Source organism: Dermatophilaceae bacterium Soc4.6 (genome assembly GCA_039889245.1).
Classification (GTDB): Bacteria; Actinomycetota; Actinomycetes; order Actinomycetales; family Dermatophilaceae; genus Lapillicoccus.
The window spans coordinates 3,764,116-3,788,323 of the sequence record JAZGVH010000002.1; the positions used below are offsets into that span (position 1 = coordinate 3,764,116).

Annotated in this window: 22 protein-coding genes; 12 read left to right on the plus strand and 10 right to left on the minus strand. The window is 71.4% G+C overall.

What is annotated here, in order from left to right; translation table 11 throughout:
- Positions 1–71 precede the first annotated feature (71 nt).
- Positions 72–404 (minus strand): hypothetical protein, encoded by a 333-nt coding sequence (locus tag V3N99_17690; GenBank protein ID MEO3938567.1) that lies wholly within the window; start codon positions 402–404, stop codon positions 72–74.
- A gap of 9 nt (positions 405–413) precedes the next feature.
- A complete protein-coding gene (locus tag V3N99_17695) occupies positions 414–1,571 on the minus strand; it encodes a hypothetical protein (GenBank protein ID MEO3938568.1) in 1,158 nt (385 codons plus the stop codon).
- Positions 1,572–1,685: 114 nt separating this feature from the next.
- Here V3N99_17695 and V3N99_17700 point away from each other — a divergent pair, with 114 nt between their 5' ends.
- Positions 1,686–2,195 (plus strand): ACT domain-containing protein, encoded by a 510-nt coding sequence (locus tag V3N99_17700; GenBank protein ID MEO3938569.1) that lies wholly within the window; start codon positions 1,686–1,688, stop codon positions 2,193–2,195.
- A gap of 205 nt (positions 2,196–2,400) precedes the next feature.
- Positions 2,401–3,282 (plus strand): hypothetical protein, encoded by an 882-nt coding sequence (locus V3N99_17705; protein MEO3938570.1) that lies wholly within the window; start codon positions 2,401–2,403, stop codon positions 3,280–3,282.
- A 72-nt stretch (positions 3,283–3,354) separates the two neighbouring features.
- Here the strand turns inward: V3N99_17705 and V3N99_17710 are convergent, their stop codons facing one another.
- Both V3N99_17710 and V3N99_17715 read right to left on the minus strand, forming a co-directional pair.
- On the minus strand, positions 3,355–4,353 hold the full coding sequence (locus tag V3N99_17710; protein MEO3938571.1) for an ERCC4 domain-containing protein: 999 nt from the start codon (positions 4,351–4,353) through the stop codon (positions 3,355–3,357).
- 35 nt (positions 4,354–4,388) lie between these two features.
- A complete protein-coding gene (locus V3N99_17715; protein ID MEO3938572.1) occupies positions 4,389–7,460 on the minus strand; it encodes a DUF3427 domain-containing protein in 3,072 nt (1,023 codons plus the stop codon).
- A 129-nt stretch (positions 7,461–7,589) separates the two neighbouring features.
- Here V3N99_17715 and V3N99_17720 point away from each other — a divergent pair, with 129 nt between their 5' ends.
- The 4 genes from V3N99_17720 (at position 7,590) to V3N99_17735 (ending at position 12,856) form a co-directional block, all read left to right on the plus strand.
- The gene (locus tag V3N99_17720) at positions 7,590–9,200 is read left to right on the plus strand and encodes an MFS transporter (GenBank protein MEO3938573.1); all 1,611 of its coding nucleotides are present in this window, start codon (positions 7,590–7,592) and stop codon (positions 9,198–9,200) included.
- 481 nt (positions 9,201–9,681) lie between these two features.
- The gene (locus V3N99_17725) at positions 9,682–10,461 is read left to right on the plus strand and encodes a DUF4352 domain-containing protein (protein MEO3938574.1); all 780 of its coding nucleotides are present in this window, start codon (positions 9,682–9,684) and stop codon (positions 10,459–10,461) included.
- A 109-nt stretch (positions 10,462–10,570) separates the two neighbouring features.
- A complete protein-coding gene (locus V3N99_17730; GenBank protein MEO3938575.1) occupies positions 10,571–11,581 on the plus strand; it encodes an aldo/keto reductase family protein in 1,011 nt (336 codons plus the stop codon).
- Between the two features lie 141 nt (positions 11,582–11,722).
- On the plus strand, positions 11,723–12,856 hold the full coding sequence (locus V3N99_17735) for a hypothetical protein (protein ID MEO3938576.1): 1,134 nt from the start codon (positions 11,723–11,725) through the stop codon (positions 12,854–12,856).
- Between the two features lie 22 nt (positions 12,857–12,878).
- Here V3N99_17735 and V3N99_17740 read toward each other — a convergent pair whose 3' ends face one another.
- Positions 12,879–13,193, minus strand: coding sequence for a hypothetical protein (locus tag V3N99_17740; GenBank protein MEO3938577.1), 315 nt, complete (start codon positions 13,191–13,193; stop codon positions 12,879–12,881).
- Positions 13,194–13,376: 183 nt separating this feature from the next.
- On the opposite strand from V3N99_17740, the gene V3N99_17745 reads away from it, so the two are divergent.
- On the plus strand, positions 13,377–13,847 hold the full coding sequence (locus tag V3N99_17745) for an SRPBCC family protein (protein MEO3938578.1): 471 nt from the start codon (positions 13,377–13,379) through the stop codon (positions 13,845–13,847).
- Positions 13,848–13,865: 18 nt separating this feature from the next.
- Here the strand turns inward: V3N99_17745 and V3N99_17750 are convergent, their stop codons facing one another.
- Positions 13,866–14,351 carry a sugar-binding protein gene (locus V3N99_17750; protein ID MEO3938579.1) on the minus strand — a complete coding sequence of 162 codons (486 nt, stop codon included), beginning with the start codon at positions 14,349–14,351 and terminating at the stop codon, positions 13,866–13,868.
- 104 nt (positions 14,352–14,455) lie between these two features.
- Here V3N99_17750 and V3N99_17755 point away from each other — a divergent pair, with 104 nt between their 5' ends.
- A complete protein-coding gene (locus V3N99_17755; GenBank protein ID MEO3938580.1) occupies positions 14,456–14,584 on the plus strand; it encodes a hypothetical protein in 129 nt (42 codons plus the stop codon).
- Between the two features lie 102 nt (positions 14,585–14,686).
- Positions 14,687–16,363: an NERD domain-containing protein gene (locus V3N99_17760; protein MEO3938581.1), complete on the plus strand. Its 1,677-nt coding sequence runs from the start codon at positions 14,687–14,689 to the stop codon at positions 16,361–16,363.
- Here the strand turns inward: V3N99_17760 and V3N99_17765 are convergent.
- Entirely contained in the window at positions 16,249–16,788 is a 540-nt protein-coding gene (locus tag V3N99_17765; protein ID MEO3938582.1) for a hypothetical protein, read from the minus strand. The genes V3N99_17760 and V3N99_17765 overlap by 115 nt on opposite strands.
- A 183-nt stretch (positions 16,789–16,971) precedes the next feature.
- On the opposite strand from V3N99_17765, the gene V3N99_17770 reads away from it, so the two are divergent.
- Positions 16,972–17,616, plus strand: coding sequence for an NAD(P)H-binding protein (locus V3N99_17770; GenBank protein ID MEO3938583.1), 645 nt, complete (start codon positions 16,972–16,974; stop codon positions 17,614–17,616).
- Positions 17,617–17,626: 10 nt separating this feature from the next.
- Here the strand turns inward: V3N99_17770 and V3N99_17775 are convergent, their stop codons facing one another.
- Positions 17,627–18,862, minus strand: a complete 1,236-nt coding sequence (locus V3N99_17775) for a cytochrome P450 (protein MEO3938584.1) — start codon at positions 18,860–18,862, stop codon at positions 17,627–17,629.
- A 135-nt stretch (positions 18,863–18,997) separates the two neighbouring features.
- Here V3N99_17775 and V3N99_17780 point away from each other — a divergent pair, with 135 nt between their 5' ends.
- On the plus strand, positions 18,998–20,422 hold the full coding sequence (locus tag V3N99_17780; protein MEO3938585.1) for a hypothetical protein: 1,425 nt from the start codon (positions 18,998–19,000) through the stop codon (positions 20,420–20,422).
- A gap of 92 nt (positions 20,423–20,514) precedes the next feature.
- On the opposite strand, the gene V3N99_17785 is transcribed toward V3N99_17780, so the two are convergent.
- Both V3N99_17785 and V3N99_17790 read right to left on the minus strand, forming a co-directional pair.
- Complete coding sequence (locus tag V3N99_17785; protein ID MEO3938586.1) at positions 20,515–22,719, minus strand: molybdopterin cofactor-binding domain-containing protein; 2,205 nt, start codon at positions 22,717–22,719, stop codon at positions 20,515–20,517.
- Positions 22,716–23,165 (minus strand): (2Fe-2S)-binding protein, encoded by a 450-nt coding sequence (locus tag V3N99_17790; GenBank protein ID MEO3938587.1) that lies wholly within the window; start codon positions 23,163–23,165, stop codon positions 22,716–22,718. The genes V3N99_17785 and V3N99_17790 overlap by 4 nt, the downstream gene beginning before the upstream one ends.
- Positions 23,166–23,353: 188 nt before the next feature.
- On the opposite strand from V3N99_17790, the gene V3N99_17795 reads away from it, so the two are divergent.
- Positions 23,354–24,178, plus strand: coding sequence for an enoyl-CoA hydratase-related protein (locus tag V3N99_17795; GenBank protein MEO3938588.1), 825 nt, complete (start codon positions 23,354–23,356; stop codon positions 24,176–24,178).
- The last annotated feature ends 30 nt before the right edge of the window (positions 24,179–24,208 follow it).

Here is a 24,208-nt window from a genome sequence, read left to right on the forward strand (position 1 = left end):
CGCTGCGTCAAGTGGGCCGGAGGGTTTGCAGACGTCAGGCGAGGGTCGCGCGGGTAGTTGGACCTTCGGGGTCAGCGTGCTGCGGCCGTATGAAGGGTCGCGGCCAGCCGGCGTGCGGCAGGCTTGTCGATGCCGACCCGGGTCTCGAACTCCACGTCGTCGACGAGCTCGCAGGCCAGGTCGATGCAGGCGATGGCTAGGGCGAGGTCGTCGTCGGACAGCGATCGAGTGGACAGCGACTGCGTGCGCAACGCTGACCGGAGGGCAAACGCCCTGTCGCGGGGGAAGCCGACCCGATCGAAGAACGCCCCCGGGTCGACGATCTCCAAGGCTTCGGTCACGCAGCTGCGTAGGCTCAGCCAACCCGGCCCAGGGACGATGAGGGTGAGGTCGATGGTGCGCACTGATGGAACCTACTCCTGGTCGTCGAAGTACTCGCGACCCTGCGTGGGTCTGAAGGCGGTGCCCCCGTCGGGATTCTTGGGGTCGATGACCACGAAGGTGTCGTCCTTCCAGTAGTAGGTCTTTCCGGGGTAGGCCGTGCTCGGGCGGGCCTCACCGGTGAGCATCACGTCCTGAACGAGGTCGGCGAACTGCTGCCGTGTCGTGATCTCGGGAAACTCGCCCTTGTCGATCACGTGCTTGGCCCATGCGTGTCCGTCGGCGATCCGTGTGGCGCTCGCCTCGGCGATGCGACCCACCACTGCTGGTGCCGCCGTGGGCAGCACGTCTCGGGTGGCCAGGCCTTCTTTGAGGCCTTTGCCGACGAAGGGGACCATGCCGGCGGCGAGGGTGGTGCCGGCGTCGGTGTGTCGTCCCTCGGTGTAGAGCCAGCTGGCGTTGAGGAGGGTGGCGGTGGCGCCCGCCCAGCCGGGGATGAGGGAGAAGGCGTCGAGGCCGGCGTGAGCGGCGCCTTCGGCGCCGGGGGGTCGAATCGTGGCCTGCCAGAAGGTGCGGGCGTGCGGGGCGTTGCTGAGTGCTCGGACGAGGGCGTCGGCGGCGTCGTCGCCGGCGACCTGGAGGATGGTGCGGGCGCGGGTAAGGGTCTCGATCGCGGCGCGGCGCAGGTGCTCGGCGTCCCAGGCGGCACTCTGCGTGGTGGGGTCGCGGTCGGCGGTCTGGAGCAGGCTGATCCGTTGGCCGATGCTGGTGGTGGTCTCGGTCTCGGTGGGCACCGGGCTGCCGCTCAGGGTCGAGGCGATGAGGTGGCAGGTGTGGAGGTAGGCGTCGTAGAGCGCGGCCGCCTCGGCGGCGAGGCGTCGGGCGGGGGTGAAGGCGTCGGCGTACCGCGTCAGGGCGTTGGCGGCGGTGTCGAAGGCGGCGGCGGCGGTGGCCCAGCGGGTGGGTTCCTGCCCGAGGCGGGTGTGTGCGGCGTCGGAGGCCTGACCGGTCCAGCCGGTGATCTCGACGCGGGCGAGGGTGTGGGCGGTGTCGGTGAGGGTGGTGGCATACGTGGTGAGCGTGTGGGCGAGCTGGTGGGCTTGCCAGGGATAGCCGGGCACGAGGGCCTCGGGGCCGCCGCCGGTGGCCAGGATCTGCTCGTCGGTGCCGGTGATCACCCCTGTGGTCATGGGGCAAGTCAACCGAAGTCGCGGCAGTGGTCCCCGACGTTATCCACAGGGGGGGCCAGCTTCGCGCCGGGCGCCCAGGGCGCGCGACGGCGGGTAGCCTGTCCGCGTGGCCTCGTGCTGACCGTCATCGGAGACGACCGACCCGGACTCGTGCGGGCGGTCTCTGCCCCGGTGGAGAGCCACGGAGGCAGCTGGCACCGCAGTCAGCTGGCCCGGCTGGCGGGCAAGTTCGCCGGCATCGTGCAGGTGAGCGTGCCCGACGACCGGGTCGCCGACCTCGAGCGCGACCTGACCGCTCTCGCGGCCGAGGGTCTGCAGGTCACCGTGGCCCGGACCGACGAGGAGACCCGCGCCCAGCGCGTGTGGCTGCTCCACCTGATCGGCTCCGACCGGCCCGGCATCGTCGCCGAGGTGTCTGGTGCGCTGGCTCGCGCAGGGGTCAGCATCGACGAGCTCGAGACGCAGGTGCGCGACGCGCCGATGGCCGGTGGGGTGCTCTTCGAGGCGAGAGCCCGGCTGTCGGTCTCGCTCGACGTCGACGTCGAGCAGGTGCGCAGCGAGCTCGAGCGGCTGGCCGACGAGCTCCTGGTCGACCTCGATCTCGAGTCGGCGGCAGCGGGCTGACGCCCGGGATGCCGGCCGACTGACGCAGAGGAGCGAGGTCGTATGGGTCTCGACGGCGATGTATCAGGGGGCTCCCTGTGGGCTCCTCTGCCGTGACACCCACCGGTGCCACGTCGCGCCACGCCCCTGATCGGAGCACCCCATCACCATCTCGTCCCGCCGTCGCACTCTCGCCGCTACCGGCCTGCTCGCCACCGCGACCCTCGTGGCTGGCCTGGCCGTGGTGCCCAGTGCCTCCGCTGCCACCAACCCCGGCTCCCTCGGCAAGGGCCTCCCGGCGCTGACCGCGCCAGCACCGCCTGCGACGGCCAAGACGCCGTCGACGGTGCACGCGCTCGTCACCGCCTACACCAAGGTCTCGTCGGCCTCCTTCACCGATGCAGCCGGCCAGGAGAGCTTCGCCAGCGTCGCCTGCCCCCCGGGCACGAAGGTGATCGGTGGCGGCGCGGTCGTCGCCGGCTCTTCCCTGAGCGAGAGCATCAACAGCTCGGCTCCGGCGGTCGACGGCAAGAGCTGGCGCGTCTGGGTCAACAACGCCGGTTCGACCAATGGCACCTTCGTCGTCTTCGCCAACTGCGCTGCGGGCATCGTTCTCTACACGGTCGTCCCCGGCGCCGCGATCCTCAGCGCGGCGGGCGTCCAGACGGCCGCGTCGGTGACCTGCCCCATCGGCACGGTGGCTCTCGGCGGCGGCGGAATCGTGGGCTCCAGCTCCACGGCGGCAAACCTCAACAGCAGCATCCCCACATCCACCGGGTGGCGCGTCGACGCGAACAACGCGACCGCAAGCGACACGACAGTGACGGCCTATATCGTCTGTGGCAAGAAGCCGGGCAAGTACCTCATCGTGGCCGGCACGACCACCCTGCACAACCCCTCGACCCAGGCTTCGTCGACGGCCACCTGTCCCGCCGGCACCGTGCCCTTCGGCGGTGGCCACTTCTCGGGGTCGCACTCGGTCAAGGTCAACCTCAACTCGACAGGACCGCTCGGCACGGGCTGGCGCTCCTACCAGAACAACGGCTCGGACGGCCCTGTCGGGGTGAGCGCCTACGTCGTCTGCGGCAAAGCGGCGTCAGCGGCCTGAACGGTCCTGAGCTGTCCACGAGGGACAGCAAGTACGCATCGAGCGCCAGCGCGCGCATCAGCGGCTGGGCGGTCAGGAGGTGGGCGGGTTGGCCGCCCGCCAGGCGGCCCACACCTCGGGCCGCAGCCGCCCGCGCGCGGGCACCTCGACCCCGGTGCCGCGGGCCCATGCGCGCACCTGCGCGGTCGTCGGCTCACCGTCCCCCGAAGACGCTACCCGACGCGGCTGAGTGAGCAGGGTCGGCTCGGTGCCACCGACAGCGTGGACGAGGACCTGCTCGGTCTCCCACCAGACCCGCACCGCGCCGAGGAAGCGGAAGGTCCACTCCTCGGCGAGCTTCCTGTTGTCGCAGAACACGATCGGCACGTTGGGGTAGCGCACCTGCAGCTCGGCGACCGCGTCGGCCGCCGTCGCCGCCCGCATCCAGGTCTGGGTGAGCAGGGCCGAGTAGCGCTCCTCGACGACCACGGCCGCCCGGGGAAGTGAGGCCAGCTCGCCCATGGCGAAACCCATGCGTCCGCCCGAGATGGTCGAGACCAGGTCGGTCACCGACTTGCGCTCCACCGAGCCCACGAGCTCGCCGTCGACGACGAGCCCGTAGTCACCACAGCGCAACGGGCCCCGCTCCGTGCTCACCTGCTGTCCCGGGAAGCGATACGGGTACTGCTCGTGGCTGTCGACCACGATCTGCAGGTCGGCGAGGCCGGCCGCGCGTGCGGTCGGCAGGGTCACCCGTGGCTTCGACTGCTTGCGTGTCTTCGGTGACTGCCAGAACACCATCTGCCGACCACGGGCCGTCGTGTAGACGATCTGAGAGCGGTGCTCGCGCCCGCGGTCGACCACCAGGTCGATGGCGGCACCCCGCCGCTCGCACGAGCGCACGGCGATCCGCTCGACGACTTCAGGCTCGTCGGGCCACTCCCGCAGGTGGACGGGGTGGCAGTAGAGCGCCTTCTCGCGCGGCCAGGTGCCCGAGGTGCGGAAGACCATCCCGTCACCGAGGGGCAGGCGCATCAGGAAGCCCAGCGACGACTCGGGGTCGGGGTTCCTGGCGATGAGCAGCTCGCGCACCAGCTCATCGTGCCATCGTCAGTCGTCCCGGTGCGTCAGGCGACGACCTTGGCGACCTCGAAGTCCATGACGGGCATGGGCGTATGGAGCCGCCACGTGATGGCGATGGGCCGCTCACCGCGGTGACTGGCGTAGCTGGCTTCCCCGAGGAAGAGGTAGGGCGCGCCGCCACCGAGCTCGGTGACCTTGCTCGGGCGGGCGAAGAGCAGCACGTGCGAGCCCTGCTCGTCATGGTGCAGGTAGCGCTGCCCCGTCGGCGACGCCAGCGTCGTGCCCGACTGCGACTCCCAGTGGAAGAGCTCACGGCTCAGCGCGTAGTCGTGGTACATCGTCGTCGGCGAGTAGTCGGCCTCCGACTTGTGGAGCGTCACGAAGAAGGCGTCGGCGGCCGCCTCGGGGGAGTACATGACGCCCTCGCGCACGCTGTTGGCCTTGCGTCCCTCGAGGCTGACGTAGCCGAGCGCCGCCACGATCTCCTCGCGCGTGTAGCGCCCGTGCACGCGCAGCGGTCGCTCCGCCAGCGCACCCTGCAGGAGGGTGGTCAGTCGCTGCGCCCCGCCGATCCCGAGCCGGATCACCGCCGCAAGGTCCTGCCGCACCGCTTGCTCGTCGCGCAGCGCGGCCAGGCCCGCGGCATACGAGGTGAAGCCGCCACCGTCGGGCCAGAGCGAGAAGAGCAGCATCCGGCCGTAGGCCTGGAGTGCCGCGGGTGCGTCGTCGTACGACGGGGCGTCGTCGTCGAGCCAGGTCAGGTAGGCGGCCGCCCGGCCGGGGTCGTCGACGTGAGCGAGAGCGCGAACTCGTCGCAGCAGCAGGGCTTCTCGCCCTCCGCCTTCAGGCACGACGACCCCGGCCTCACGCCGGAGCCGGGTCCACGACCGGCCGTCGCGCACGACGTCGGCGAGGTCGACCCCCGACTCGTCGAGGAACCGCCCGAGATCGGTGGTGGGGTGCGCCCTCAGCTCGGCCAGGATGCCTGCCCACCGGGTCGTGACCTGCGATCGGATGTTGGCCAGCACGAGGTCCTGGCTCGTGCGGTCGAGCACGATCTGGGTCCCCGCCGGCAGGAAGGGAAAGCCGTGCTGCACGTCGCGCTCGAGCTGCTTGCGGGTGCTGCCCGTCATCGCGCGGAAGCGGCGGTCGAAGCGGAACTCCTGTCGGTGGTGGCCGACGAAGTCGAGCGCCGTCAGCACGGCCTTGCCCTGCGCCCGTCGCAGCCCGCGACCGAGCTGCTGCAGGAAGATGGTCGAGCTCTCGGTCGGCCGCAGGAAGAGCACCGTGGCGATCGACGGCACGTCGATGCCCTCGTTGAAGACGTCGACGGCCATGATGGCCTGCAGCCGACCAGACCGCAGATTATCTACGTGTCGTTCCCTCTCGGCCGACGGGGTGTGGCCCGTGATCGTCGCGGAGCGAATCCCGCTCGTGGTGAAGCGATCCGCCATGAACTGCGCATGCTCGACCGAGACGCAGAAGCAGAGAGCCCTCATCGACTCGAGGTCGGCAACCTTGTCGCGCAACGCCGTCAGCACGATGCGCGCGCGCACGTCGTTGCCCGTGTAGACCTGCGACAGCCCGGTGGCGTCGTAGGACCCCGACGACCAGTCGACCCGGCGCAGGTCGGTGCCGTCGGCAACGGCGAAGTAGTGGAACGGTGTGAGCAGGTCGGCCTTGAGTGCGTCCCACAAGCGCAGCTCGACCGCGACGTGCCCCCCGAAGAGGTCGCGCACGTCGATGCCGTCACCCCGCTCGGGGGTGGCAGTCAGACCCAGCAGCTCGGTGGGACGCAGGTGCTCGAGGAGGCCGCGGTAGGTGCCGGCCTGCGCGTGGTGGAACTCGTCGATGACCACGACGTCGAAGGCGTCGGCGGGGATGGAGCCCAGCCCGTAGGCCGACAGCGACTGCACCGACGCGAAGACGTGCTCCCAGCGCTCGGGTCGCGCGCCGTCGACGTAGAGCTCACCGAAGCCTGCGTCGCCGAGCACCTCTTGGTAGGTGCGCCTCGACTGCGTGAGGATCTCCTTGCGGTGGGCCACGAAGAGCAGCGGCAGCCGGCGCCCGGCTCGCTCGCACAGGTCGCGGTAGTCGAGCGCCGCGACGACGGTCTTGCCCGTGCCGGTCGCGGCGACGACGAGGTTGCGGTGCCGGTCGTGCACGACCCGCTCCACGTCGAGCTGCTCGAGCATCTCGGCCTGGTAGGGGTAGGGACGCACCTGCAGCCCCGACAGGGTCAGGGGCTTGTCCGCGGCGGTGTGCGCCAGCGCGTCGTCGAGCCGGTCACGGTCACGGTCCGGGTGATAGGTCTCGAAGGTGGGGTCGGCCCAGTAGCTGTCGAAGGTCGCGCTGAACTTCGCCAGGATCGACGGTGTCGCGATCGCCGACAGCCTCACGTTCCACTCGACCCCGTCGAGCATCGCGGCGCGCGACAGGTTCGACGACCCGACGTACGCCGTGTCGAAGCCGGTGTCGCGACGGAAGAGCCACGCCTTCGCGTGCAGCCGGGTGCGCTGCGAGTCGTACTGGATCTTGACGCTCGCCCCCAGCTCGCGCACGAGCCGGTCGAGGGCGACCCGCTCGGTCGCTCCCATGTAGGTCGTGGTGATGATGCGCAGCGGCACCCCCCGCGCGGCCAGCAGCCGCAGCTCCGGCTCGATGACCCGCAGGCCGTGCCACTTGACGAAGGCGATGATCGCGTCGACGGAGTCGGCGCTCGGCAGCTCGGCACGGATCTCGGCGCCGACTCCCGGCTCACCCGCGGCGTTGGTCAGCAGCGACGCGTCCGACAGGGGGGTGGCCGGCCGTCGCGTGTCGTAGGCCGCGTGCCCCGGTCTCGCAGGGAGCGCCGCCGACAGCAGCTGGCTGGCCCGTACGACCGTCTCGTCGTCGGAGTCGACCACCGCGAGCACGCGGTTGACCAGCTCGAGGCGCGCGTCCGCGCGCCTGCTGGTGGTGAGGGCGCGGCGGACGACGTCGCGCACGTGGCGGGCGAGCACCTCGGGCTGGTCGGCGTCGTCGACGTCACCCCAGGCCGGCTCGAGGTCGGCCCGGCCCGAGAGGCGGGTCAGCAGCTCGCGGGTCACGAGGCTCTCGTAGAGCCCCTCGATCATCCCCCGGTCGCGCGACGCCATGCCTGGCAGCTAACCACGCCTGCGCCTGTCGGTGGCCTGTGTCATCGTTGTAACCGGTCACTTCGACCTCGAACTCTTGTGTGCGCGATCAACCGATGGGTAGCAGCCGTGACCACCGACCAGACCTCCACCGACGCTCCGGAGTCGACCACGAGCCACCGCGATCCCAAGTGGTGGACCCTCGTGGCCGTCTGCACCGGCATCTTCATGCTGCTGCTCGACGTCACGATCGTCAACGTCGCCCTCCCCGACATCCAGAGCGAGCTGAAGGCGTCACTCTCCGACCTGCAGTGGGTCATCGACGCCTACGCCCTCAGCCTCGCCGCGCTGCTGCTGACGGCCGGGTCGCTCGCCGACCTCTACGGCCGCAGGCGGGTCTTCGCCATCGGCCTGGTGGTCTTCACGGTGGGCTCGATCGCATGCGGTGCGGCGCAGAGCGTCTTCCAGCTGCAGATGGCGCGGGCCTTCCAGGGGATCGGCGGGGCAGCGATGTTCGCCACCGGCCTCGCGCTGCTGGCCAGCGCCTTCCGTGGGAGGGACCGGGGGACGGCGTTCGCGGTCTTCGGTGCCACCACGGGGATCGCGGTCGCGATCGGCCCGGTGCTGGGCGGGGTGCTGACCAGTGGCCTGTCCTGGCGCTGGATCTTCTTTGTCAACATCCCCATCTGCCTGGTCGCCCTGGTCGTCACCACGGGCCGGGTGGAGGAGTCGAAGGACCCGCGCGCCGGACGGCCCGACTGGATCGGGTTCGTCACCTTCTCGGTGGCCCTCGGTGCCTTGGTCGTCGGCCTCATCCAGGCGGGTCAGCGCAGCTGGGGTGACCAGCAGGTCGTCGTGCTCTTCGTCGTGGCCGCCGTACTGCTCGCCGTCTTCGTCGTCAGCCAGGCCCGGCAGGCGCAGCCGATGTTCGACCTGTCACTGCTGCGCAAGCCGACCTTCGACGCCGGGCTGGTGGCGTCCTTCGGCATCTCCGCCTCGATCTTCTCGCTGCTGGCCTACCTCGTGATCTACGTGCAGAACGTGCTCGGCTACTCCGCCGTCGGCGCCGGCGTGCGCCTGCTCTTCCTCTCCGTGGCCTCCTTCTTCACCGCGGCCGTCGCCGGTCGCCTCACCGAGCGGGTGCCGGTGCGGTGGCTGATCGGCCCCGGCTTCCTGCTGCTGGGCGTGGGGCTCGTGCTGCTGCTCGGCATCCGGGAGGACTCGTCATGGACCCACCTGATCCCCGGGCTCGTCGTGTGCGGCCTCGCGATCGGCCTGATCAACCCGCCGCTCGCCTCCACCGCGGTCGGGGTGGTGACGGTGGAGCGCTCGGGCATGGCGAGCGGAGTCAACTCGACCTTCCGGCAGGTGGGTATCGCCACCGGCATCGCGGCGCTGGGCTCGATCTTCAGCCATCAGGTCGCCGACAGCGCCCGACCCGCGCTGGAGGGCAAGGTGCCGGCGCAGGCCCTCGACGGGCTGACCGCGGCGCTCTCCGGCGGTCAGGTGCAGGCCGCGGCCGAGGGAGCGCGGTCAGCAGCGACGGCCCAGGGCGGAGCGTCACTCGGGGCCCAGGCGCACGACCTCGTGCAGGCTGTCGGGACGACGGCAGTCGTCGACTCGCTCAACCACATCATCTTGATCGGCGCGGTGATCGCCTTCGTGTGCGGAGTCGTCAGCCTCGTCTTCATCCGGCAGCAGGACTTCGTGCAGCGTGGGGCCCCGCCCCAGGCGTCGTAGCCCTCTCAGCCGATCGAGACCGGGGTCAGACGGGCCGACCCGGCGACAGCGTCGCGCTGGCGTTGGTCCCGCGACGCGAACTTCCCGTCGTGTGACCCGAGGCGAGGGGCGTCGCCAGGTGCACGGCGTCAGCACCGCGAACGCAGCTCATGGCTCCGACCAACACCGGACGCACCGACGGGGGATCGGGTGACCTGCGGAGACTCGCCTTGCTGGGTGGAGGCCGCTGCCAGTCGGGAAGCCGGGCTTCTCCCTACGACGCCAGCCCGGCCTGACGCGACCAGGCGAACCCCTGCGCTGCTCGTCGCGGGAGGAAGCGGCTGGGGTCCGCTGGGTCGTCCTCCCGAATCTGAGTGAATCCTGACCAAAAGCTGAACGCTCGAATAGGGTTGCAGCACCTGACCTCTTCTGAAGGTCAAGCCAGCGGGGGGGCGCAGGCGCAAGGGTGTCCCCCGAAACCATGAGACGACGGAGACAACGCGTGACCAACACCCCATCAAATCCCCAGAACGCCGCACCCGGCTGGTACCCACAGCCGGACGGTCAGCAACGGTACTGGGACGGTCGGCAGTGGACTGAGCACCTCGCCCCGGGCTCAGTGGGGAACGCGCCTATGGCGCCCATGGCGGCGGTGGGCCCGGTGCCCCTATTACCCTCCGAGGTCCGCTCTCGCAAGTGGTACGCGAAGAAGCGCGTCTTGATACCGGTCGGTGCGATAATTCTGATTGGGGCATTCAGCCAGATCGGGGGAAAGAACGAATCCCCAGCCACTCCGGCCGCGGCGTCTAAGACATCAACCGCCAAGGCAACGTCGGGAGGGTCAAAGGCGGCCCCTGTTGCGCCTTCGGTTGAGGAGACGAAGGACGCCCCCAAGATCGGATCGCCGGTCCGCGACGGAAAATTCGAGTTCGTCGTCACAGGGATCAAGTGCGGGATCGCCAAGGTGGGGAACCAGTACCTGAACAAGGCCGCGCAGGGCCAGTTCTGTGCTGTCTCAATGACCGTGAAGAATATCGGTGACGAGGCGCAGAGTATCTTTGCCAACGCGCAGGTCGCCTTCGACGGTGCCGACCACAAGTTCTCAGCTGACTCTGAGGCGGGCATCTACGCGGACGACTCGAAGCTGCTATACCAGGAGATCAACCCAGGCAACAGCGTGAAGGGCAATGTGTACTTCGATGTTCCCCAGGGCACCAAGCTCGCCAAGCTCGAACTGCACGACTCGGCGTTCTCGGGTGGGGTCGAGATCTCGCTCGGCTAGGCGACCCGGCCGCGCCTACGTCCGCGTCGAGGAGGGGTAGAGGCCTCCTCGGCGCGGACACAACGGTGGCGGATGTGACGTCGGCCTCGTCGCGGCATACGGTGCAGGTATGGAGTTTAGATACCTCGGCAACAGCGGGCTCAAGATCTCGGAGATCACCTACGGCAACTGGCTGACCCATGGGTCCCAGGTGGAGAACGACGTCGCGACCCAGTGCGTCCGCGCTGCGCTCGACGCGGGCATCAGCACCTACGACACCGCAGACGTCTACGCCAACACGAAGGCGGAGACGGTGCTCGGCGAGGCGCTGAAGGGCGAGCGGCGCGAGAGCCTCGAGATCTTCACCAAGGTCTACTGGCCCACCGGCCCGGCCGGAAAGAACGACACCGGCCTGTCACGCAAGCACATCATGGAGTCGATCAACGGCTCGCTCGAGCGGCTGCAGACCGACTACGTCGACCTCTACCAGGCGCACCGCTTCGACACCGAGACCCCGCTCGAGGAGACGATGCAGGCCTTCGCCGACATCGTGCGTCAGGGCAAGGCGCTCTACATCGGCGTCAGCGAGTGGACCGCCGAGCAGATCCGTGACGGTGTCGCACTGGCCAGGCAGCTGGGCTTCCAGCTCATCTCGAGCCAGCCGCAGTACTCCATGCTCTGGCGGGTCATCGAGGACGAGGTCGTCCCCACGTGTGACGAGCTGGGGGTCAGCCAGATCGTCTGGTCACCGATCGCCCAGGGAGTGCTGACCGGGAAGTATCTTCCCGGGCAGAAGGCTCCGGAGGGCTCGCGCGCCGCCGACGAGAAGGGCGGCGCCGACATGATCAAGCGCTTCATGAACGACGACGTGCTCACCCGCGTGCAGGGCCTCAAGCCGATCGCCGACGAGGCCGGCCTGACCATGGCCCAGCTCGCCGTCGCGTGGGTCCTGCAGAATCCCAACGTCGCTGCCGCTCTCGTGGGGGCCTCTCGCCCCGAGCAGGTCGGCGAGAACGTCAAGGCCGCCGGGGTCACGCTCGAGCCGGAGCTGATGAGCAAGATCGACGACGTGCTCGGCGACATCGTGGAGAAGGACCCGGGCAAGACCAGGGAGACCGCGCCCCAGCGCCGCGTGGCGTAAGCGAGCCGGAGCCCCGCGGCGGCGTCCCCTGCACTCCCGACGCCGCCCGGGCGCTCCGGCGGTGACCACCCTGCCCGCAGTCACAGGTGCGGCACAGGTGCGCCGTACCGGTCTCGATCATGGAGGGAGTGTGGTGAGCACGTGAAAACCCCGACCACCCCCCGGCGTCGCCTCGGCGTCCTCGCTGCCGCCACTGCCCTGACGGCCCTTGTCGTCGCCGGGTGCACCGGCTCGCCGTCTCAGCCGACGCCTACGCCCTCCGCGTCGTCGGCGACCGGCGGTGCCACTGCCGCGCCCGGCACCGCCAAGCCGTGGATCGTCGGGTTGATGGACCGCAAGGGCCCGCCCTCGACCGACCTGCTGTCCCACGACGGTAAGCCGCTCGTCAAGGGCTTCGTGATCCAGGTGCTGTGGAAGGACGTGCAGCCCAACGGTCCGGGTGACTTCGTCACGACGAAGATCGATCAGCAGGTCGCCTTCGCCAAGGAGCACAACCTGCCCGTGCGGATGCGGGTCTACGCGGGCTACAACTCCCCGGGCTGGGTGCTGAAGCAGGGGGGCAGCCTGCCGTGGCAGGGGTCAGAGGGCAACGGTGGCCCGAAGTCCTACACCGTCCCCGTCTTCTGGGGGGCGGCGTTCCAGCAGCTCTTCGCGACCTTCGACGCCAAGCTCGCGGCGAGGTACGACCCGGTGCCCGAGGTGCGCGAGGTCGTGGTCGGTCTGTGCACCACCAACTTCGCCGAGCCGTTCATCCGGCAGTTCAACGTCACCAGCAACACGACCCAGGCCAAGGGCAAGGGCTACACCGACGCATCGAACGAGCAGTGCCTGCGCAAGACGATCGACATCGTCAAGGCCGACTGGAAGACCACCAACATGGCGATGGCCTTCAATCCCTACCAGTCGATCAGCTCGACCGGCGCCAACGACAAGACTGCGGCCAGCGCCAGCTCCAGCGTGGTGGTGCCCAAGGAGATCGCGACCTACTGCATCCAGCAGCTGGGGCAGCGCTGCGTCCTGGGAAACAACTCGATGAAGGGCGGCGCCCGCGGCGCCTCCTACAACGCCCTCTACGCCATGATGACCAGCCTCAAGGCTCCCATCTACATCCAGACCGCGACCAACGTGAAGATCAACGACTGGAAGCAGGCGCTCAGCTCGGCCGTGAAGGTCGGGGCGCTGTCGATCGAGCTCCCGGTCGGCTACACCAAGTGGGACCTCGCGACGCTCCAGACCTACAACGCCCAGCTGCAGGCCAACCAGACCAGGCTCTGACCGGCCGGGAGGGCGCCCCGCCTCACCGGGCGGGGGCGCCGCGGTAGCGGGTCTGCATCTCCTCCTCCCGCCGTCGGTAGTCGGCGGCAGTCTCCTCGAGCGTGTCGGCCATGGCCGTGCTGTCACCGACCAGCAGGGAGAGCCCGCGGTCCCACCGGCCGCAGAAGTCGATGAGCACCTGGGTCAGGCGGTCGTGGCCCAGTGACACCGCCTGGGGGAGCCCCTCGACCGCGCCCGCCTGCGCCACCTGGGTCACGGACCGGACCCCCCGCGCCGCCTCTCCGAGCTGCTCGACCACCACGGCGAAGGTCAGCCCGCCTCCCTCTGCATCCCTCATGGAGCCAGCCTAGGCACCGGTGACTCCACCCACCGTTCGTCATCCACAGGGGTCGCCCCGACCTGCCCGAGCACGGGGACGCGGGTCGCAGTAGCCTCCGTGGACGACGCGGGGTGGTCGCTCCTGGGGTGTCTCGGGTGGCAGCCGCTGCGCGGCCCGCCCCGATCGACAAGGATGCGCCCTGTGGCCAGCTTCACCGCGACCAACGAGTCGACCGCCGTGGTCAAGGCCCCGAAGGACGAGATCTGGGCCGCGATCACCGACCCCGAGGTCCTCCCCCGTCTCACACCGTTGATCCAGTCGATCGAGACGCAGGGCGACCTGTGGCGCTGGAGGCTGGCCAGCCTCAGCGTGCTGGGCGTGACGGTCGACCCGTCGTTCACCGAGCGCATGCGGTTCGACCCGTCGAGGCGCATCGACTACCACCACGAGCCCCCCGCCGGGACGCACGAGCGGGCGGGTGCAACCGGGTCCTACGTGCTGGCCGATCACGCGGACGGCACCCACCTGGCCATCACGATCGTGCTGACCGTGGAGCTGCCCCTGCCTCGCTTGTCGGCGCGGGCCGTCGAGGGGGTCATGCGCACCGTCATGCTCCAGACCGGTAACCGCTTTGCCGGCAACCTCGACCGACACCTCGGCATCACCAGCTGACTGCCGTCAGCCGCGCGGTCACTCCGACAGCGTGAGCTCTCCCCACCGGCCCCGGCCTGCCGCGTCGTTGCTCGTGCGGCGGGGGTTGGTCGAGACCAGCGGCGCCAGCTGTCCGCGCTGGGGTCCTGAGGCCACGGCGTCGCTGACGTCGAGGTTGAGGGCGAGCATGCTGCCCGCACGGGGGGTGCCCAGACCCAGGCTCGCCCACGGGAACGACGCCTCCACCGTGTAGCCGTCGGGTCGGGCCACGGCGCGGTAGTCGACCCCGGTCAGGGGTGGACCGGCCACCAGGGAGCCACCGCGCGGCACGTTGCGGGCGAGCACGGCACGGTCGCCGGGCAGCGGAGCGACGATGACGTGGCTGTCGCCGCTCTCGAGGACCGTGGTGGACACCTGCTCGAGCCAGCGCCCGATCTTGAAGCTCGCCCTGTCGCCCTTCCACGCCGCCTCGGGTCGCGCCGGGTCTGCGGTGGTGGCTGTGTGGTCGGTGACTACGACGAACACGTCGAGGTTGCCCCTCGTCCCAGCCCAGCTGCCAGCGGGCGACCGGCGACGCCTGGCCGGTGGACAAGGAGTAGACGACCTGATCGCCGACGGAGACCGGGCCCGTGCCGGGGGCGGCGATATTCCCCGTCGCCGACCCGCTCGTGCTCGTCGCGAGCGAGGGCGTCGACCACGGCTCCTACTTCAGCCACCCGCTGGTGACGGCGGCGTTGCTGCACTGGCTGCCGGGCTGACTCCCGACCCCGGAGCCGTCGATCTCCACCACCGTGTCTCACCCCCGTGCCACGATGCGGTGACGGACGGGCGCACGGCCCGCGGTAGTGGGGGGAGTCCTCGTGGTGGTGCGTTGTCGGCCGCAGGAGCCGCACTTCGAGACCGGGTCTGAGCGGGAGGTGTGGGAGCGGGTGCGGGCCCAGCTGCCGGCCGACTGCGTCCTGCTGTCGAACCTGCGGCTCACCGACGCGAAGAAGGACTACGAGGCCGACCTCGTGGTGCTCGCCCCCGGCTTCGGCATCATCGTCATCGAGGTGAAAGGAGGCTCGGTCAAGGTCGACGACGAGGGACGGTGGTGGGTGCGCCGGGCTGGTCGTGAGGTGCCGAGCGACCCCGTCGGGCAGGCCCGCGACCTCAAGTACGCCCTGCGGGCGCACGTCGAGCGGGACCCGCGCTGGCGCGAGTCGTCGCGCAGCCGGGTGCGGTGGGCGCACGCGGTCGTGTGCCCCTACACCGACCTCGACCCCGGCTTCACCCTCCTGGCCTGCCCCCGTTGGATGGTCTCGGGCCGGGGCGACCTCGACCACCTGGCCGACCGGCTGCTGGCGGTGCCGGCGCAGCAGGAGACGGCCAACCGGGTCCTCGACGCGGACGACGTCGAGCTGGTGCTCGAGATCCTGCAGGGCAGGATGCGCCCCGACCACGACAAGCTGGCCGAGTCGGACGAGCTCGCCGACCGTGCCGACCGGCTGACGCTCGAGCAGGCAGCCCTGCTGGGCGCGACCCGGCTGCTGACCCGGGTCGAGGTGCGCGGCGGCGCGGGCAGCGGCAAGACGGTGCTCGCGGTGACCCAGGCTAAGGACCTCACCCGCGGGCGCGACGGTCGGGCGCCCCAGCGCACGGCCCTGCTGTGCTACTCGCTCGGTCTGTCGCAGTACCTCAAGCGGTGCATGGAAGGCGTGCCGCGCCGCCACCGACCGGCATTCGTCGGCTCCTTCGAGGAGCTGGCCGCATCGTGGGGACTGACCGACGTGCCCGGCCGCGACGGGACGAGCGACTTCTGGGAGCACGAGCTCCCGGCGCGGATGGAGGAGCTGGCGCGCGCCCTGCCCGAGGCCCAGCGCTTCGACGCGGTCGTGGTCGACGAGGCCCAGGACTTCGCCGACCTGTGGTGGCGACCCGTGATGGCCGCCCTACGGGACGAGGAGGTGGGTGGGCTCTACGTCTACTCCGACGAGAACCAGCGCATCTTCCCCCGCTACGGCCGACCGCCGGTGCCCCTCGTGCCCCTCGTGCTCGACCACAATTTGCGCAACACCCGCCAGATCGCGCAGGCCTTCTCGCCCCTCGCCCCCATGAGGATGCGACTGCGCGGTGGCGACGGTGACGAGGTGCAGTTCGTCGCATCCGACCGCGACGGGGCGCTCGACGCGGCCGACGAGCAGGTCGAGCTGCTGCTGGAGCAGTGGCGCCCCCGCGACGTCGCGCTGCTGACGACGGGGTCGCGCCACCCGGTGCAGGGGGAGCGGCAGGAGAGCCTGGGCCAGGTCGGCTACTGGCGGCTCTTCTGGGAGGACGACGACGTCTTCTACGGTCACGTGCTCGGCTGCAAGGGGCTCGAGCGTCGGGTCGTGGTGCTGTGCGTCAACTCGGGCGCCGACACCGAGCGGCTGCGCGAGAAGCTCTACGTCGGGATGTCGCGGGCGACCGACCAGCTGGTCGTCGTCGGCGACCCCGCGGTCGTCCGGGCGGTCGGGGGTGACGAGGTGGCCCGACGGCTGGGCATCGCTACGAGGTGATGACGATCTGCGTGACGTCGCTGACCGTGCGCACCCAGGAGGCGTCGCCGTCGAGGATGAAGGTCGGCTGATGCAAGGCCCGAGCCGTCCTGCGCGAAAGAGAAACCCATCTGCTTCCTGGCCGACAGCTCCTCACCGAGGGTGATGGTGGACGACGCCCCGGACGGGCTCACGACCGTCAGGAGGGTCGAGGTGCGCACGGTGACGGCATACGCGTGACGGCGCAGCGCGGCCATCTGCAGGGTCGAGACCGGGCCACGGCCGAGTCGCACGACCACGTCGCCGCGCAGCGGGGCGGCGACCGGGGTCGGTGACGGGGCCCAGCCGACGGTCACCCTGGTCACGTCGAGCACAGACCTTGCCGTCGTCGCGTCCTGGCTGACGACGAGGTCGGTGCGCACCGAGCCCGTGGCGCCGTCGACCACCGGACAGCGGCGCGAGGGCCGCGACGACCTTCTTGGCCCTTGCACGCACGCCCGACCTTCGACCCCCGGTGGGCGTGGGCCACCGCTGAACGTGACTGAGTCGTACCTTTTAGTCGGGTATACGACTGATCTCGCGAGGATCACCGTTTCGGTGCAGCACCACCTGCCCCCTACCGTGGGTGCATGGCTGAGATCACGATCATCGGTGGACACGGCAAGGTCGCCCTGCGGCTGGCGAGGCTGCTCTCGACGCGTGGCGACACGGTCACCTCCTGGGTGCGCAACCCCGACCACGACGCCGACGTCGAGGCTGCCGGGGCTACGCCTCGCCGCGCCGATCTCGAGGCCATGAGCCTCGACGACATGACCACTGCGCTGGCCGGCGCCGACGCCGTCGTCTGGACGGCGGGAGCCGGGGGTGGCAGCGCCGAGCGCACCTTCGCGGTCGACCGGGACGCCGCCACGAGGGCCGTCGACGCGGCCGTGGCGGCCGGGGTCAGGCGCTTCGTGATGGTGTCCTACTTCTACGCCAAGCCCGACCACGGCGTGCCCCCGGAGAGCGACTTCCACGCCTATGCCGAAGCGAAGTCCGAGGCCGATGACGCCGTGCGTCGCAGTGACCTCGACTGGGTCATCCTCGGCCCCAGCAGCCTGACCGACGACCCGGGCACCGGCAGCATCGAGACGGGAGAAGGCGTCTCGGCCAGCTCGGTCAGCCGCGACGACGTCGCCGCCGTCGCCGCGCGGGTGCTGGCCCTGCCGACGCTGCGCCGCACCACCATCGACTTCAACACCGGCGACGTACCCATCGCGGAGGCCATCGGCTGACCTCCCCGGGTCAGTCCACCCGCAGGGGCAGGCCCTGCAGCCCACGGATGACGAAGAACGGGCGGTAGGCCGCATCGCCCGCCGGGCGCAGGGCCTCACCGAGCCGGGCCAGGCCCGCCACCGACGCCTCGAGCTCGAGGCGGGCCAGCGGGGCGCCGATGCAGAAGTGCACCCCACCGCCGAAGCCGATGTGCCCCGCGTCGCCCCGACCGATGTCGAAGCGGTCGGGCGCCTCGAAGCGGGCGGGGTCGCGGTTGGCCGACCCGAAGAGCAGGCCGAGGCGCTGCCCGCGCACGAACGTGTGCCCGGCGAGCTCGACCACCTCGTCGCGCACCCACCGCTCGAAGAGCTGGAGCGGGGCGTCGTGGCGCACGAGCTCCTCCACCGCCGTGAGCGGGCTGACCTCGCCGGAGCGGACCCTGGCCCACTGGTCGGGGTGCGCCAGGGCGGTGCGCATGCCGTTGCCGAGGGTGTTGACCGTGGCCTCGTGGCCCGCGTTGAGCAGCACGATCACCGTCGAGACGATCTCGTCGCTGGTCAGGTGCTCACCCGAGTCGGCGGCCGCCAGCAGGGCGCTGACGACGTCGTCGCGCGGCTCGCCGCGGCGGGCCTCGATGAGGCGCTCCACGTGCTCGATGAACTCGTCGGCGGCCCGCTCAGCACGCTCGCGATCGAGCGGTCCGGCATGAAGCTCGTACATCTTGACGATCGCGTGCGACCAGCGCAGGAGGAGGGGGCCGTCCTCAGCGGGCACGCCCAGCCACTGGCAGATGACGTCGATGGAGAACGGCTGGGCGTAGTCGGCGACGAGGTCGAAAACCCCGCCGGTCGTCGCGGCGAGCCTCACGGCGCGGGACAGGTGCCGATCGGCCAGCTCCTCGACCAGGGGGCGGAGAGCGGCCACGGCCCGCGCGGTGAAGACACTGCTCACGAGCCGCCGGATGCGGGTGTGGTCGGGCGGCTCGAGGTTGAGCAGCGACCAGCGCTCGGACTGCTCCCACCGGGGGTGCGGCGCAGGCTGCCCACGGGCGGCACCGGGCGCGTGCCCGTGCTCGACCCGCCCGAGGCCGCGGTGCCGCAGGGCCGCGTGGACGTCGGCGTGGTGAGAGAGCAGGAGCAGCCCCGAGGCGGCATCCGGCACCACGCGGCCCGCGGCCCGCAGCCGGGCGAAGACCGGGTAAGGGTCGGCGACGAACGCGGGGTCGCGGGGGTCGAAACCGAGCTCGAGGGCGTCGACGGTGGTCATGGCGCCAGTATCCCGCCCCGTGCGGTGGCAGTCTCCTGCCCATCCGGATGAGCGACAAATAGCTTATATCGGGCATGATGGGGCAACGAGCCCCCACCGACGACGACGTCGCGTCGTCCTGCCCGAAGGCCCCCCATGCCCCTGATCCCCACGGCCCGACCCCACGCGGGCCCCCCCAGCGAGACGAGCGAGCTGCGCCCGTCGCGACGTCGTACGCCGCTCGCCGCCGCCCTCGTGGCTGCCCTCGCGGCCGTGCTGCTGGCGCCCCAGGCTGCCCTGCCCGCGCGCGCCGCATCGGCGGCGGTGGCGGCGGCGGTGCCGCCCCCCGGGCCGGCGGCGACGGCCACCATCGAGGCCATGGGCGGCTACGTCGCCGACGCCTCCTGCGACGCCGCGACCAAGCCGGGCACCGCCCGGCTCGCCTCCCTGCTCACCGCGACCTGGCCGGGGACGGTCGTCGGCACCGCGCGGGCCTGTGGGACCGACGGGTCGGTGAGCGAGCACTACGACGGGCGGGCCGTCGACTGGATGACCCCGGTGCGCACCCCCGAGGGCGCCGCCCGCGCCGACGCGTTCATCGCGTGGCTCTTCGCCACCGACTCCCAGGGCAACGCCTTCGCCGAGGCCCGCCGTCTGGGGATCATGTACCTCATCTGGAACAACCGGATCTGGGGCGCCTACCGCCCGACCGACGGGTGGCGGCCCTACAGCTCGTGCGCGTCGCACCCCGAGTCGAGCTGGGACACCGCCTGCCACCGCGACCACGTCCACATCTCGTTGACCTGGGAGGGCGGGATGGGCCGCACCTCCTACTGGACCGGCCGCGCGGCCGTCCCCGACTACGGACCCTGCCGGGTGCCCGACCTCACCTGGGCCCCCCCGTATGCCGCCGCCCGTACCACCCCGTGCCCCGGCTACCCCGCGGTCCCGGTCCCCGCAGGGGCCTCGTCGCTGACCGTGCGACTGATCGCCGCCTCGGGCGCCCTGCTGGGGCCGGGCTCGTCCGGCACCCCGGTCGGTGCGGTCAACGAGCTGCTCGGGCTCGGCGCCGGCACGACCTGGACGGGCGACACGACGACCCGGCTGCGGTCCTACCAGGCTGCCCGCAGGCTCCCGCAGACGGGCGTGATGGATGTCGCGACGTGGCGGGCCACCACGGGTGCCGCCGTGCTCGCGGCCTCGGTGCCGACGGGGCACCTCGACCGCGTCGCCGCCGCCGGCACCACCGCGATCTCCGCCTCGGGCTGGGGCGTCGACGGCGAGAGTGACGCCACCCTGGGCGTGCGGGTGACCGTCGACGGCGTCGCCACGACGACGACCGCCAACACCTACCGCCCCGACGTCGCCCGCACCCACCCGGGCCGCAGCCACTACCACGGCTTCTCGGCGACGGTCGCCGCCACCGCGGGGGAGCACCGGGTGTGCGTCGACCTGCTCAACGTCGGTCTGGGGCACGACGTCGCCTTCGGGTGCTCGACCGTCACGGTGGCGACCCCGCTGGCCGCGTTCGTCCTCCGCTCGCGCTCGAAGTCGGTGGTGCGGGTGCTGATCACCCGGTAGGCGGCGGCGGACGCGCCACGAGAGACGCCCGGCCCCGGGGGGGTCGGGCGTCTCGTCGTGCTCCGCGTGCCGGGCGTCCCGGCCTGCGTGTGCTACTGCAGCGGCAGGCGCCTGACGCGGGTGCCGGTCAGGCTGGCCCAGGCGTTCGCGACGGCCGGGGCCACCGCGGGCACGCCGGGCTCACCGACCCCACCGGGGGGCTCGGTGCTGGGCACGATCGTCACCGCGACCCGCGGCATGTCACGCATCCGGACCATCTTGTAGCCGTCGAAGTTCCGCGGCGAGGCCACGCCCTTGTCGAAGGTGATGCGTCCCCACAGGGCGGCGCTGAGCCCGTGGACGATCCCGCCCTCCATCTGGGCGCGCACCGTGTCGGGGTTGACGACCTGGCCGCAGTCGACCGCGCACCAGACCCTCGTCACCGCGATGCGGCCCGGGCTGGGCTGGGTCACCTCGGCGACCTGCGCCACGATGGTGCCGAAGGAGTGGGTGAGGGCGACCCCCCGTGCGGTGCCGGTCGGCGACGACGTCCCCCACCCCGAGGCGTCGGCGACGGTCCGCAGCACGGCCGCGACCCGGGGCTGCGCCTCGAGCAGGGACAGCCGCAGCTCGACCGGGTCGCGTCCCGTCGAGAGCGCGAGCTCGTCGAGGGCCGACTCCACCGCGAAGCAGTTGAGCGAGTTGCCGACCGACCGCCAGAAGCCGACGGGGACCGCCGCCTGGTGGCGGACGTACTCGACGAGCCGGGACGGCACGGCATACGGGAGGTCGACGGCGCCGTCGACGGCCTGAGAGTCGACCGCACCAGCGGGCAGCCAGCCGCGCTGGCCGAGGATGGACGGTGAGACGACTCGTGTCCACACCGCCGTGGGCGCGCCCGTGGCGTCGGCGCCCGCTCGCACGCGGATCTGGGCCATGGGGCGGTACTGGTCGTGGGTGAAGTCCTCCTCGCGGGACCAGGTCACCTTCACGGGGGCGCCGACGGCCCGGGAGGCACGCACGGCGTGGGCGATGAAGTCGGTCTCGAACTTGCGGCCCAGCCCGCCGCCCAGCATGGTCGAGTGGACGATCACCCGGTCGGGCGTGAGTCCGCAGATCGCCGCGGCCGCGGCCGCCGCGAGCCCTGGCGCCTGGGTCGGGGCCCACAGCTCGCAGCCGCTCGCGGTGACGCTCGCGGTGCACGCCAGCGGCTCCATCGCTGCGTGCGCGAGGTAGGGCAGGTCGTAGGTGGCGTCGACGTGTCGGGTCGCACGGCCGAGGGCGTCGCCCACCGACCCCGCGGTGTCGGCGACCTGAGCCGTCCCGGTGGCCATCAGCGTGGCGGCCTGGGCGGCGATCGTCGACGACGTCGACGACGTCGTGGTGGCGGGGGCGTTCCAGGTGGCCTTGAGGGAGCGGGCGGCGACCATGGCGTCCCACGTGGTGCGGGCGACGACGACGACCGCGTCGCCGGCGTCGACGACGGCCAGGGCCCTGGCCGGCGTGGGGCCGGTCGACCTGACCGTCCCGCCCACCATCGGGCTGTGGCGCACGGTGGCGTGCAGCATCCCCGGCACCCTGACGTCGATGCCGTAGACGGCGGCCCCACGCACCTTGTCGGGGATGTCGACCCGCGGGACGGGGTGGCCCACGATCCGCAGCGCGTCGTCAGGGGTCAGGGCCGGGTCCTGCGGCACGGGCTGGGTGGCGGCTGCAGCCGCGAGCTGGCCGTAGGTGGCCGACGAGGAGGTGCCGGTCACCGAGACGACACCGCCGGAGGCAACGCACCGCGAGATGTCGACACCGAAGCGGGCGGCGGCAGCAGCACGCAGCATGTCGCGCGCCGCCGCGCCCGCGAGCCGCAGGGCGCTGTGGTAGCCCCGGATGCTCATGCTGCCGCCGGTGAGCTGGCTGCCGGTCGCCGGGTTGGCGTAGGCCCGGTCGGCGGGTGCGGCTTCGGCGCGCACGGACGTCCAGTCGACCATCAGGTCCTCGGCGACCAGCTGGGCGAGGCTGGTGTGCACGCCCTGACCCATCTCGGCCGCGCCCACGAGGATCGTGACCGACTCGTCGGCGCCGATGCGCACCCACGTGGTCACCGGGGTCAGCGAGGTGACCGCGTTGACCGAGGCGCGGGCGGGGGCCGAGGCGGTGACGACAGCGCGCCGGTCCGCGGCTGCTGCGGGGGTGGCGAACCCGACGGCGAAACCGCCGGCCACGCCGACCGCGGTGAGGAAGCCCCGGCGGGAGAGTGCTCCGCCGTCGAGGGGCCGGGTGGGCGCGTCGGTGGTCGCGTCGGTGCTCGTGTCGGTGCTCACTGTCCGGCCGCCCGGTGGATGGCGGCGCGTACCCGCTGGTAGGTGCCGCACACGCAGAGGTTGCGCATGGCGTCGTCGATCTGCGCATCGGTGGGTTTCGGGGTGCGTCTCAGCAGCTCGACGGCGGCGAGGATCATGCCGGACTGGCAGTAGCCGCACTGGGGCACCTGCTCGGCGACCCAGGCTCTCTGCACCGGGTGGTCGCCGGTGGGCGACAGTCCCTCGATGGTGGTGACCTGCTTGCGGCTCACCTGCTTGACCTTGATCTCGCAGCTCTTCTCGGCCTCCCCGTCGAGCAGCACGGTGCAGGCGCCGCAGACCTCGATGCCGCATCCGTACTTGGTGCCGGTGAGGCCGAGGACGTCCCGCAGGGCCCAGAGCAAGGGCATCGACGGGTCGATGTCGAGGGTGTGGGAGACACCGTTGACGGTGACAGTGGTGGGCATGGTGCCGCCTGACGTGAGTGGGGGTAGGGGGGCGGTCGCCCGGCGTGCCCCCACGCCGGGCTCATAAATAGGATTTTACGGATTAATCGGTCCGTCGTCAGTGGGGCGAAGGGACTCCACCACCTGCCGAACGGCTGACGGGCGCCCGTGCCGTCACGGGTGGGGAGGGGGCCTTCTAGGCTCGGGCGGTGACCGCAGCCCCGACCGCCGTGCCCGAGTGGGGCGAGCCCACACCGATCGCGTCCGGCCAGCTCCTGCTGCGCCAGGCTCCGGGCGCCGTCGAGGTGGCCTTCAACCGTCCCGACAAGCACAACTCCTTCACCGAGGAGATGTATGGCGGTCTGCTCGAGCTGTGCGCCGAGGTCGCCGCCGACCCCTCGGTGCGCGTGGTGGTAGTGAGAGGGGTCGGCGGCCGGGCCTTCGCGGCCGGCAACGACATCTCCTCCTTCGCCGGCTTCACACAGGGGTCCGAGGGAGTGGCCTACGAGGCCGGGGTCCGGCGGGTGCTCGATCGCTGGTATGCCCTGCCCCAGCTGACGATCGCCGCCGTCGACGGCATCTGCGTGGGCGGAGGTCTGGCGGTTGCCACCATGTGCGACCTGCGGGTGGCGACGCCCTCGAGCCGCTTCGGCTACCCGATCGCCCGCACCCTCGGCAACGCCCTCTCGGCGCCCTTCGTGCTGCGGTGCGCCGAGGTCTTCGGCGACCCCGTGACCCGCGAGATGATCCTCGCCTCCCGCCTCGTCGGAGCCGACCGCGCGTACGCCGTCGGTGCCCTGCTCGCCGTCGTCTCCCCGGAGGACCTCGACGCCGAGGTCTGGAGCGTCATCGACGGGGTGCGCAGGGCGGCACCCCTGACCATCGCCGCCACCAAGGAGCAGCTGCGCGCCGGAGCCGTGGGATACGACCAGGAAGCCGACGACTCGCGGCTCTCCGCGGTCTACGGCAGCGCCGACTTCCGCGAGGGGGTGCGGGCCTTCCTGGCCAAGGAGCAGCCGGTGTTCGGGGGCTGAGCCGGCGCGCGACCCGGGGCGTGTCGGTGG